The organism is Neoroseomonas soli, assembly GCF_018129065.1.
Taxonomy (GTDB): domain Bacteria; phylum Pseudomonadota; class Alphaproteobacteria; order Acetobacterales; family Acetobacteraceae; genus Neoroseomonas; species Neoroseomonas soli.
On record NZ_JAAEDM010000118.1, the window covers coordinates 1 to 10,947 of the forward strand.

Consider the following 10,947-nt stretch of genomic DNA (forward strand, 5'->3'; position numbering starts at 1 on the left):
GGCCTCGGCGCCGCTCTCCGCCAGCAGCCGCGGGCTGCCGAGGATGATGCCGCGCCCCTCGACCACGCCTTCGACGCCGCGGCCCGGCAGGGCGCGGAAGTCCTGTGCCGGCGGCACCGCGCCGCTGGCGGCGACCACCGCGCGGGCGAGCGGATGCTCGCTGCCCGCCTGCAACGCGCCGGCGAGATGCAGCGCCTCTTCCTCCGTCACGCCATCGGCCGGATGCAGGGCGGCGAGGCGCGGCTTGCCTTCGGTCAGCGTGCCGGTCTTGTCGAACGCCACCAGGGTGACGCCCTGCGCGCGCTCGATGGCATCGACGTCGCGCACCAGGATGCCGGCGCGCGCCGCCGCCCCCGTGCCCGCCATGATGGCGGCGGGCGTGGCGAGGCCGAGCGCGCAGGGGCAGGCGATGACCAGCACCGAGACGGCGGTGATCACCGCGGTCTCGACCCCCGCGCCCGCCAGCAGCCAGAAGGCCAGCGTCGCCGCCGCGATGAGGAGGACGACCGGCACGAACACCGCGCTCACGCGATCCACCAGCTTCTGCACCGGCGCACGGGAGGCCTGGGCTGCCGCGACCAGCGCGGCGACGCGCGCCAGCACCGTCTCCCCGCCCACCGCGCGCACGTCGATCACCATCCGGCCGTCGAGCGCGATGGTGCCGGTGGACACGCGCGCGCCGGGTTCCTTCTCCACCGCGCGGCTTTCGCCGGTCAGCGCGCTCTCGTCCACGCCGGAGCGGCCTTCGCGCACCTCGCCATCGGCGGGGATGCGCTCGCCGGGCCGCACCACGACCACGTCGCCGACCATCAGCGCGGCGGCCGGCACCTCGCGTTCCTCGCCGTCCTCGATGCGGCGCGCGGTGCGCGGGGCGAGGCCGAGCAGGGCGCGGATCGCCGCCCCCGTCGCGCGCTTGGCCCGCGCTTCCAGCCACTTGCCGAGCAGCACGAAGAAGACGACCACCGCCGCGGCCTCGAAATAGAGTGCATGCGCGTGTTCCGGCCCGTGGCGGAACAGCAGCCAGGCGGAAAGCCCCCAGGCCGCGCCGGTGCCGATCGCCACCAGTTGGTCCATGTTGCCGGTGCCGTCGCGCGCCGCAGCCCAGCCGGACCGCCAGAAGCGGGCACCCAGCCAGAAGACCACCGGCGTCGCCAGGACCGCCTGCCACCAGCCGCCCGGCATCCAGTCCTGGCCGAAGATCAGCCCGACCATGCCCACGAGAAAGGGCGCGGTCAGCAACCCGGCCAGGATGAGGTCGCGCTTTTCCCGCGACGCGCCGGGGTCCTCCCCCTGCTGTTCCTCAGCGCCGAGCAGGCGGTAGCCGGCGCGCGCCACCGCGGCGCCCAGGGCGGCTTCCTCGGTGCCGGCGACGGCGCGGACATGGGCGCGTTCGGTCGCCAGGTTCACCTGGGCCTCGAGCACGCCGGGCACGCGGGCCAGCGCCCGCTCCACCCGCTTCACGCAGGATGCGCAGGTCATGCCGCCGACCTGCAGGTCGAAGACCGTCTCGGGCACGCGATAGCCGGCGCGGGCCACGGCGGCGGCCAGGTCGGCGACCGGCGCGGTGCCGGTCACCTCCGCGCGGCCGGAGGCCGGGTTGACCTCCGCCCCCGCGACGCCGGGCACGGCGGTCAGCGCGCGCCGCACGCGGACGGCGCAGGCGGCGCAGGTCATGCCTTCGACGGGCAGGTCGGTGCGGGGGGTGGGCAAGGGTGCTTCTGGCATCGGTCCTTCCTCGATGCCCTCCCATGTGGGGCTTCCCATCATGGGAAGGTCAAGGGCGATGGTTGACGGGGCCGGGCCGGTGGCTGGAAACCCAGGCATGCCATCCGTCCGCGTCCCGCACGCCGTCCTCGCCCTGCTCCTGTCGGCTCCGCCCGCCCTCGCGCAGACCGAACCCTTCCGCGTCGTCAACCGGACCCAGCTCGCCGCCACGGCGCTCCATGCCGTGCCGAGCGGCCAGCAGGCCTGGGGCGCCAACCTGCTGAACCAAGGCCCCCTGCGGCCTGGTGCCTACTTCGCCCTGCGGCCGCCGGAGCGTGCGGGCTGCCGCTTCGACCTGCGCCTCGTGCTGGAGAACGGGCAGGAGGTCCTGCGCCGCGAGGCCGACATCTGCGCCGAGCGCACGGTCGAGATGGCGCCCGGCCCCGCCGCGCCCCCCACGCCGGCGGCACCGATGCCGCAGGTCGGCGGCGGCGACCGCCTGCTGCCGGAGATCCATCGCGCGCCGCGCTGAACGCACGCCGTCGCGATTGACACCACCATGGCTGCGCCCGACATCATGGCAACGATGCCGCGTCTCCTGTTCCTCGTGCCTGTGCTCGTCGGCCTCGCCGCGCCGCCCGCGTTGGCGCAGAGCGAGCCGTTCCGCGTCGTCAACCGCACGACAGCCCCGGCGCTCGCGCTGCACGCCGTGCGCAGCGGGCGCGGCGACTGGGGCGGCAACCTGCTGAATCGCGGGCCGCTCGCGCCCGGCGCCTTTTTCGCGCTGCGCCCCTCCGAAGGGGCCGGGTGTTCCTTCGACCTGCGCCTGGTCCTGCAGGACGGGCAGGAGATCGTGCGCCGCAACACCGACATCTGCACCGACCGCACGGTGGTGATGACGCTCTCGGGCGCGGCACGGCCCGTCGTCCCGGCGCCCGACGGCAAGCCGACCCCGCTGCCCGCCCCCGCCGCCGCCACCGCGAGGCCGGGGGTGGCGCCGGGCGCCCGGCCCAATCCGCAGGCGCGCGCCTCCACCGGCACCGGCTTCGTCGTCGGCCCCGACCAGGTGCTGACCAACCATCACGTCGTCGAAGGCTGCAGCCGCATCTTCGTGCGCGCTGCGGACGGGCGGACCCTGCCCGTGCCCCAGGCGCCGGCGAGTGATGCGCGGCGCGATCTCGCCCTGGTGCGCGCACCCGGGAATCCCGGGCCTGCCCTCGCCTTCCGGGCCAATCCGGTACGGCGGGGCGAGAGTGTGGTGACCTACGGCTTCCCGCTGGCCGGGCTGCTGTCCTCCGGCCCCACCCTGACGACGGGGGAGGTCAGCGCGCTGTCGGGCCTCGCGGACAACCAGACGCAGTTCCAGATCAGCGCGCCGGTGCAGCAGGGCAATTCGGGCGGGCCGCTGCTCGACCGGCAGGGCAACGTGGTCGGCGTGATCGTCTCCAAGCTGAACGCGGCGCGCATCGCGCAGCGCACCGGGGACATCCCGCAGAACGTTAACTTCGCGGTGAAGGGCACCGAGGCGCTGGACTTCCTCCGCCGCAACGGCGTGCAACCGGTGCTGCGCGAAAGCCCGGGCGAGGAACGCAGCGCGGCGGAAGTGGGGGAGCAGGTGCATCCCTCGACGGTGTTCATCCGCTGCGAGAGATGAGTTTTCGTGAGGCCCTCAGACGCCGGGCGCCGCGCATCCGCGCGGCTTGGCTTCGCGCGCCCTTGGTGCACCGGCAGCCACTGACGGTCGCGCTTCGCGCTCCCGGCCCGGGGCCTGGCCTCGGGCCGCCATCGTGGCGTGACGGCCAGGGGATTACCCCCCAAGCCGCGCCGCCACCTCCGCATGCTCCGCGAAATCCGGCTCGGCCCGGTGCTCCTCCAGGAACTCCGCGAAAGCCCTGAATGAATCCCGCGCCGCATCGGCCCCGAGCGCGCCCGTCGCCTGCCAGTAGCGCAGCAGCACCAGCCAGGTCGCCGCGACATCCGTCTCGCAATAGGTCGCGACCTCCGCGCCGCGCCCCTCGGCCATGGCGGGCTCCACCTCGGCCCCGTGCATCCCCGCCTTCGCGGTCAGCCCGATCAGTGCCGCCGCCTCGGCCAATGACGGCATCGGCGAGGCCCGGAACCCCGAGAGCCGATCCGCGAGATCGAGGTGGTCCTTGCCGTAGCGATACCCGTAGTCCCGCCCGTTGCCGCCGTGCAGCGACGGCATCGCCACCCCGGTCGCGATCGCCCGGTACCGCAGCACAGGCAGGTCGAAGCCGGAGGTGTTGAACCCGGCCAGCATCGGCGCCGGCCGCTGCGCCAGCGTCCGCTCGAACAGCGCCAGGATCTCCGGTTCCGGCGTGTCGCCGATGTGGCGGGCGGCCATGCGCCGCGGCCGCCAGGGCTCATCCGCCCCGTCGCGCTCGGCCACGAGCAGCGCCAGGCACGCCACCGCATGCAGCGGCGGCTTGAGGAAGGCCGTCGCCGGTTCCTGCCCCTCCCGCGCGTAGCGCGCGCCGAGGCGCTCCCGCAGCGCCGCCTTGTCCAGCCCCTCCGCCGCCTCGCCCAGCAGCGCGCGCCCGGCCACCAGGTCGGGCACCGTCTCGATATCGAAGACCACGACGCGTTCCATGCGCGATGCTTCCCGCGCTACGCGGGCCGACGCAACAGCGCCGCCGCCAGCCAGGCGCAGAGCACCGCCAGACCCACCCAGAACCCGGCCAGCGCCGGCCCCGTTCCGAAGGCATCCATCGCCAGCCCCGTCAGCAGCGGCGGCACGCAGAACCCGGCATGGGCGACCAGGAACACCCCCGCCGCCGCCCGCGCGCGGTCCTCGCCGCTGGCCGCCTCGCTCGCCGCCGCCAGCGCCCCCACGAACAGGAAGCCATAGGCCGCGCTGCCCACCAGCGCCCCGCCCAGCAACAACAGCGGCACCGACGCCCCGAGCGTCCCGAGGATCACCAGCCCCGCCCCCGCCGCCAGCACCGGCAGCCCGGCCAGCGACAGCCGCCGCGCCGGCAGGTGCCCGATCGCCTGCTGCGCCGCCGTGCCTGCCAGGATCATGAAGCACACGGCCAGCGGACCCAGCCGCGGATGCCCCGCCGCCGCCAGCGCCGAAGGCACCGAGGTGATGGTCACCCCCGTCACCCCCCAGGCCGCGAACATGCCGAAGGAACTCGCCACCGTGCCCCGCGGGAAGGCCGGCACGCGCAGCCAGGCGACCCGCGCCACCGGCCTGGGGTCGGGCAACCGGGCCACCACCGGCACCAACAGCGCCACGATGCCGACATGCAGCCAGAAGGTGACGGGCGGCTCGCCATCCCCCAGCAGCCACAGCGCCATGAGCGTGCACAACCCGCCCGCGGCAAAGGCCCCCGCGGTGGCAAGGGCCATGGCGCGCGCCGCCTGCCGCCCCGCCTCCGGCCCCGTCGCGAGTTCCGCCGCCCAGGCCGTCGCGCCGCCGGCCACCAGCCCGATCGCCAGCCCCTGCAAGGCCCGCGCAACCGCCAGCGCCGCCAGCCCCGGCGCGACCATCAGCGCCACGGTGGACAGCCCCGCCAGCACCAGGCCGGCCAGGACGCAAGGCCGCCGCCCGACCCTGTCCGACAGCCCGCCGAGCAGCGGCGCGGTGACGATCAGCGTCGCCGCATAGGCGATGAAGGCCGCCGACAACCCGCCCGCGCCCCCGCCATCCCGCGCGGCATAGGAGGTGAACAGCGGCATGGCGAGAGTGGTGGAGAACCCGATCGCGAAGACCGCAGCACCGATCCTGGCCACACCGGAAGTTGAGGTCACGCGATCTTTCCCGTTGCGCGCAGGATGGTCATGCGGGCGCGGGCGGGCGTCAACGCGGGGGGGGTGCGGCGGTGGCGGAGAGGGGCTTCGCCCCCCTCCGGACCTCCCCCCACCAAAGGCCGAAAGGCCTTTGGGAACCATGAGATCATCGGGGATTGCGGGGAGGGGGCTCACGGGCGCGCGTGCGATCGCAGGCGGTACTGCCCCCCGTCCCCGCAATCCTCGATCAGGTTCCGGTGTCCAGAGGCCCTTCGGCCTCTGGCGGGAGGGGTTCGGGGAGGGCAGCGCCCTCCCCGCCGCGCCTCATTCCTCCGGCGCGGCCACCCCCGGCGCCGGCATGGACACCCGCGTGATCGCCCATTGCACGGAGGATTCGCCTTCCTCGGCCACCAGCACCACCTGGTTCGACCGTCGCGGTTCGAGTCCCAGGTAAACGCTTTCCTCCAGCGCCACCCGTGCCCCCTTGGCGCGGATCTTCCACCCGATGCCGGAGGGCAGCCGCAGCAGCGCCGCGCTCTCGTCCTGCAGCAGGGATGCGACGACGCCCGGATGAAGGTGGAAGCGCAGCGCGAAGGGCGGCAGGACGCTGTCGCCGGCGACCTCGATCATGTCCTCGCCACGCAGGTCGTCGCCGGATTCCGCCAGATAGAGCCGGCGCCGGTGGACCGCGCCGAAGGCCCGCCGCCAGCCGTCATGGCTCGCTTCCAGCCATTGCGCGCCGGCCGATTCGTGGCGGGCGGTCTCGACCTGCTCGGGGCGCCGGCCGAGGCCGTCGGAGCGGAGTTCGCTCGAATTGGTGTCTGAGAGCACCACCGTCGAATGCGCGGCGGTGGAGCGGAGCGCGTCGCGCCAGGAATCCTCGGCGGCCGGTGCGGCGCCGCAGTTCACGATCAGCCGGTCGCGGCCGACCGACATCTCGAAGGCCAGCGTCCCGGCATGGGCGAAGCGGTCGGCCCCGGCAGGCAGCCCGCCGTCGCCCGCCGCGCTGCGCCCGGCCGGCGGCGCGCCGGTGTCCACGATCACCAGCGTGCGCCCGGCCTGGAGGCGCTGGAACCCGGTCTCAGGCAGGTCGAGCGGCGCGCGCCCGCGCGCCTGCCCCTGCGTCAGCACCAGGTCGAGCAGGGAGGAATTCTCGTCCCGCGTCCCGTTGAACAGCGCGAGCCCTCCATCCCCGTGCCGGAACAGCCGCAGCGCCGGCGCGGCGCGGTCGAGCGCGGCAGCCAGGTGCGGCGGCGGCTCCATCCCCGCCCCGTGGAGCAGGTTGCGCATCTCGATCAGGTCCTGCAGCGCCAGCAACTGCATCGAGGGCGAGCGTTCCACATGCCCGCCATCGGGATGGAACTGGCGCTCGATCTCACCCGGCAGGAAGCGGGCGGCGCGCTGGAGGTAGGCGTCCTCCTCGAGGGCGATCGCCGCCGCCATGGCGCCCTTCAGCGCGGCGAGGGCGCCGCGGTGCTCGGCCTCGGCCGGCAGGGCGGCGGAAAGGTCGCGGGCGTCCTGCGCAAGGCGCGTCATCACCGCGCGGCGGAAGGAATCCTCGGCGGTGGCGGCGAAGAAATCCCAGTGGCCGAGCCAGGCGGACAGCCGCGAGCCGGCCACTTCCGGCGCGTCGGCGATGGTTTCCTCGGCGCCGCGGGCAAGCCAGTCGGCGGTCAGCGCCCGCGCCTGGAGCCGGGCGGCATCGGTGCCGAGCGCGCGCAGGTCCCGCATCCAGGCGAAGCCGTGCGCGGCCGCGCGCCAGGCCGGCGTGCCGGACGCCACGTCCCAGCCTTCCGCACCGTCCATGCCGGGGCGGAGCGCGCGGGCGGTCCCGAGCGTCTCGAATTCCCCGCGCAGCAACCGGGCGCCGCGCGCGGCATCCCCCGGCCAGAGGTCGCGGAAGGCGCGTGCGGGGGCCTCGGGCACGCGAACCGGGCGCAGCCGCGCCAGTTTCTGCCGGGCGCCGCGCAGGATGCCGATCATCGCGGTGCCCCGCGGATCGCGGCGATGGCCGCGCCGTAGTCCTTCTGGCCGAACACCGCCGTGCCGGCGACCAGCACGTCGGCCCCGGCCTCGATGCAGCGCGGGGCGGTCGTGGCGGTGACGCCGCCATCCACCTGCAACCGGATGTCGCGGCCGGAATCATCGATCATCCGGCGCAGGGCGGCGATCTTGGGCAGTTGGCTCTCGATGAAGGACTGCCCGCCGAAGCCCGGGTTCACCGACATGACCAGGATCAGGTCCGTCAGGTCGAGCACATGCGCGACCGATTCCACCGGCGTCGCCGGGTTCAGCACCACGCCCGCCTTCTTCCCGAGGGCGCGGATGGTCTGCAGCGAGCGGTGCAGGTGCGGCCCGGCTTCCGGGTGCAGGGAGATCCAGTCGGCCCCGGCCTCGGCGAAGGCCGCGAGGTACGGGTCGGCCGGGGCGATCATCAGGTGGACGTCGAAGGGGATGGCGGCGCGCTTGCGCAGCGCCTTCACCACGACCGGGCCAAAGGAGATGTTGGGCACGAAGTGCCCATCCATGATGTCGAGGTGCAGCCAGTCGGCGCCGGCGGCGGCCACGGCCTCCACCTCCTCCCCCAGGCGGGCGAAGTCGGCGGCGAGCAGGGAGGGAGCGATCAGGGGAACAGCCACGAATCCGTTGTAGCCGTTAGCGTTCGGCAGCGACAACCGGTCGGCGTGGTGGCGGGGAGGGCCCTGCCCTCCCCGGGCCCCTCCCGCCAAGGGCCGAAAGGCCCTTGGAACCCCATAATTGGACGGTTGAAGGGGGGATTCAGTGCGCGCTTCATCATATGCGGCCCTCATCACCCATGCCGCCTGATCGCCCATTCCATGGGTGCCCGGACGAATCTCGGCCCCTGCGGGGCGCCCAATCACGTCGCTTCGCAACGCCCGTGGAAACCCGCGGTGCAGTGAGGTCCGGATAGGGGCGACGCCCCTCACCCGGGCCCCGCCGTCAGATCGGCAATGCCGTCGTGCTCTTCACCCGTTCCATCGCGAAGCGCGATGTCACCTTCCGCAGGCTGGGCACCTGCGCGGTCAGGCGCCGGTAGAACCCGTCGAAGGCAGTCATGTCCGACACCACCACGCGCAGCAGGTAGTCCACATCCCCGCCGAGCCGCCAGCACTCCACGATTTCCGGCATTTTCGCGACGGTCGAGGCGAAGGTCTCGATCCAGGCGGCGGAATGGTCCCCGGTCTCGATGGCGACGAAGACCGAGACGCCGAGCCCGACCTTCTCCGGGTCCAGGATCACCACGCGCTCGGTGATCACCCCGTCCTGCTCCATCTTGCGGATGCGCTTCCAGCAGGGGGTGGGGGTGAGGCCGACCTCCTTGGCGATCTCCGCGAGGGAAAGCGCGGCATCACGCTGGATCAGGCGGAGGATGGCGCGGTCGGTGGCGTCGGGCTCGAAACTACGGGTCACCGTGCAATTCCTTGGCGGCTATCAGCACATCGATAGTAGGAAAATCTTTTGCTTGCAAGATTTTCGCTGAACGGGAGAACACACTTCTCTTTCTTCGGGATGTTCCGCCGATGACGCTCCGCCGCCACCTCCTCCTCCGCTCGGCCCTGCTCGCCACGCCCGTGCTGCTGCCGCGCGGCGCCGGCGCAACCGCGGCCGAGTGGACCCCCGAGCGCCCGGTGCGCCTCATCGTCCCGGTCGCGCCGGGCGGCAGCCTGGACATCCTCGGCCGGCTGCTGGCCCGCCACCTGGCGCCGCGCCTGGGCCAGACGGTGGTGGCGGAAAACCTCCCCGGCGCCGGCAGCAACATCGCCTTCGAGGCCGTGGCGCGGGCGCGGCCGGACGGGCTGACCCTGCTGGTCGGATCCGACCCGCTGACCATCAACCCGGCGCTCTACCCCCGCCTCGGCTTCGATCCGGTCCGCGACTTCACCCCCATCATCGAGGCGGTGCGCGCGCCGCAGGTGCTGGTGGTGAATCCCCGCTCCCCGGCGACCGACCTCGCGACCTTCGTCGCCTGGGCGCGGGAGGCTGAGGGCCGGCTGACCGTCGCCTCCCAGGGCAACGGGTCCATCGGCCACCTGGCCGGCGCGCTCTTCGCGCAGGAGGCCGGCCTGGCCTTCACCCACGTCCCCTATCGCGGCGGCGGGCCGGCCGTGATCGACCTGGTGGCGGGGCATGTGGAGGCTCTCTTCGTCACCCTGCCCGCCGCCATCGAGCACATCCGCGGCGGCCGCCTGCGCGCGCTGGCGGTCACGGGGGCGGAACGCAGCCCGGCCCTGCCAGAGGTGCCGGCCGTGGCCGAATCCGCCCTGCCGGGCTTCGACGTGGTGACCTGGCAAGGGATCTTCGCCCCGGCCGGCACGCCGGAGACAGCGGTCGCGCGCCTCGCGGCGGAAATCGCCGCGGTACTGGCGCTGCCCGAGGTGGCGGGGGACCTGACGCGACAAGGTTTCACCGTCACGGCGCACGGACCGGAACGCTTCGCGGCCCTGGTGCGGGCAGAGGCCCGGCGCTGGCCCGACGTGGTGCGTCGCGCGGGGGCGCGGCTCGAATAGCGGCAGGGGTGATTGAGGGGGGCGCCGCCCCCCTCGACCCCCCGCCAAAGGCCGAAAGGCCTTTGGAAACCGGGACCGGGCGCTGGACAGGGGGAAGGGCGCACGTGATGAAGCGAGACGATGACACCGCGCCGCGCCCTGCTGGCCGCCGCCCTGCCCACGGCCTGCGCAACGCCCCGGGCGCCGGCACGGCCGCTCTCGGGCGAAATGGTCATCGTCAGTGCGGAATCCTGGCACACGGACCTTTGCCTGGCGGCGCGGGCGGTCCGCGACGGGCCGCTCGCCCCCTTCGCCGCCGAGGCCCCGGCGGCACACGCCTTCGCCTTCGGCTTCGGCCTCGAAGCCTGGATGCGGGCCGAACGGCCGGGCGTGATCGAAGCCCTCGCGGCGATCGGGGGCGGCCCGGCACTCGTCTCGGCACGGGCCCTGGCCGGGCCGATCCCGCCGGGCGCGGAGGAGAGCGTCACCCTCCGCCTCCCTTCCGGCGGCATCGCCGCCATCGCCGCCTTCATCGCCGGCCAGGTCGAGGCCCCGCCGCCGCCCGCCCCGCCCTCCGGCGCCTGGCTACTGGTGCCTTCCCGCCTCCGCTACACGCCGGGCTTCACGTGCAACACCTGGGTGATGCACGCCCTCGCCGAGGCGGGGCTCCCGGTACCCGTCGCCACCATCCGCCTGCGCGGGGAGACGATGGTCGCCCTGCGCACCGAAGCCGCCCGCCAGGCCGCCGCCGGCTGACCGTGGCCACCCGGCTGTCTCCCTGCGGAATGTCACGGTTTGGCCACGATGATGCACTTCCTGTGCAACCGATCGCGGCTTCAACAGCATCCGTCCCGCGAATCGACCCCGGAACCCGAGACCATGTCCATCCGCCGCGAACTGCTGCTGCGTACCGCGCTGCTCCGCCTGCCGGAGCTGCCGCCCGCGCGTCCCGCCGCGACGGCCGCCGCCGTCCCGCCCGCCC

The 10,947-nt window shown here is 74.1% G+C and carries 10 protein-coding genes; 4 read left to right on the top strand and 6 right to left on the bottom strand.

Annotated elements, in window-relative coordinates:
• The coding region (locus tag GXW76_RS23445; protein ID WP_211864566.1) for a heavy metal translocating P-type ATPase at nt 1–1,725 on the bottom strand (1,725 nt) is incomplete at its 3' end.
• A gap of 97 nt (nt 1,726–1,822) precedes the next feature.
• Between GXW76_RS23445 and GXW76_RS23450 the strand changes: the two genes are divergently transcribed.
• Complete coding sequence (locus GXW76_RS23450; protein ID WP_211864567.1) at nt 1,823–2,236, top strand: hypothetical protein; 414 nt, start codon at nt 1,823–1,825, stop codon at nt 2,234–2,236.
• A 27-nt stretch (nt 2,237–2,263) separates the two neighbouring features.
• Nucleotides 2,264–3,358: a S1C family serine protease gene (locus GXW76_RS23455; protein WP_246514652.1), complete on the top strand. Its 1,095-nt coding sequence runs from the start codon at nt 2,264–2,266 to the stop codon at nt 3,356–3,358.
• Between the two features lie 153 nt (nt 3,359–3,511).
• On the opposite strand, the gene GXW76_RS23460 is transcribed toward GXW76_RS23455, so the two are convergent.
• The 5 genes from GXW76_RS23460 to GXW76_RS23480 form a co-directional block, all read right to left on the bottom strand.
• Nucleotides 3,512–4,315 (bottom strand): 3'-5' exonuclease family protein, encoded by an 804-nt coding sequence (locus GXW76_RS23460; RefSeq protein WP_211864568.1) that lies wholly within the window; start codon nt 4,313–4,315, stop codon nt 3,512–3,514.
• 17 nt (nt 4,316–4,332) lie between these two features.
• Complete coding sequence (locus GXW76_RS23465) at nt 4,333–5,478, bottom strand: MFS transporter (RefSeq protein ID WP_211864569.1); 1,146 nt, start codon at nt 5,476–5,478, stop codon at nt 4,333–4,335.
• Between the two features lie 303 nt (nt 5,479–5,781).
• Entirely contained in the window at nt 5,782–7,440 is a 1,659-nt protein-coding gene (locus GXW76_RS23470) for a heparinase II/III family protein (RefSeq protein WP_211864570.1), read from the bottom strand.
• The gene (gene rpe / locus GXW76_RS23475) at nt 7,437–8,096 is read right to left on the bottom strand and encodes a ribulose-phosphate 3-epimerase (protein WP_338151028.1); all 660 of its coding nucleotides are present in this window, start codon (nt 8,094–8,096) and stop codon (nt 7,437–7,439) included. Before rpe ends, GXW76_RS23470 begins: the two co-directional genes overlap by 4 nt.
• 322 nt (nt 8,097–8,418) lie before the next feature.
• Nucleotides 8,419–8,889 carry an Lrp/AsnC family transcriptional regulator gene (locus GXW76_RS23480; protein WP_211864572.1) on the bottom strand — a complete coding sequence of 157 codons (471 nt, stop codon included), beginning with the start codon at nt 8,887–8,889 and terminating at the stop codon, nt 8,419–8,421.
• A 110-nt stretch (nt 8,890–8,999) separates the two neighbouring features.
• On the opposite strand from GXW76_RS23480, the gene GXW76_RS23485 reads away from it, so the two are divergent.
• Nucleotides 9,000–9,986, top strand: coding sequence for a Bug family tripartite tricarboxylate transporter substrate binding protein (locus tag GXW76_RS23485; protein WP_211864573.1), 987 nt, complete (start codon nt 9,000–9,002; stop codon nt 9,984–9,986).
• A gap of 120 nt (nt 9,987–10,106) precedes the next feature.
• Nucleotides 10,107–10,721: a DUF2459 domain-containing protein gene (locus tag GXW76_RS23490; RefSeq protein WP_211864574.1), complete on the top strand. Its 615-nt coding sequence runs from the start codon at nt 10,107–10,109 to the stop codon at nt 10,719–10,721.
• Nucleotides 10,722–10,947 lie beyond the last annotated feature (226 nt).

Excerpts from the sequence above, each read along its gene's own strand:
- GXW76_RS23455 (WP_246514652.1), top strand. The coding sequence starts at position 2,264 with ATGGCTGCGCCCGACATCATGGCAACGATGCCGCGTCTCCTGTTCCTC.
- GXW76_RS23470 (WP_211864570.1), bottom strand. The coding sequence starts at position 7,440 with ATGATCGGCATCCTGCGCGGCGCCCGGCAGAAACTGGCGCGGCTGCGC.
- GXW76_RS23460 (WP_211864568.1), bottom strand. The coding sequence starts at position 4,315 with ATGGAACGCGTCGTGGTCTTCGATATCGAGACGGTGCCCGACCTGGTG.
- GXW76_RS23450 (WP_211864567.1), top strand. The coding sequence starts at position 1,823 with ATGCCATCCGTCCGCGTCCCGCACGCCGTCCTCGCCCTGCTCCTGTCG.
- GXW76_RS23485 (WP_211864573.1), top strand. The coding sequence starts at position 9,000 with ATGACGCTCCGCCGCCACCTCCTCCTCCGCTCGGCCCTGCTCGCCACG.
- GXW76_RS23490 (WP_211864574.1), top strand. The coding sequence starts at position 10,107 with ATGACACCGCGCCGCGCCCTGCTGGCCGCCGCCCTGCCCACGGCCTGC.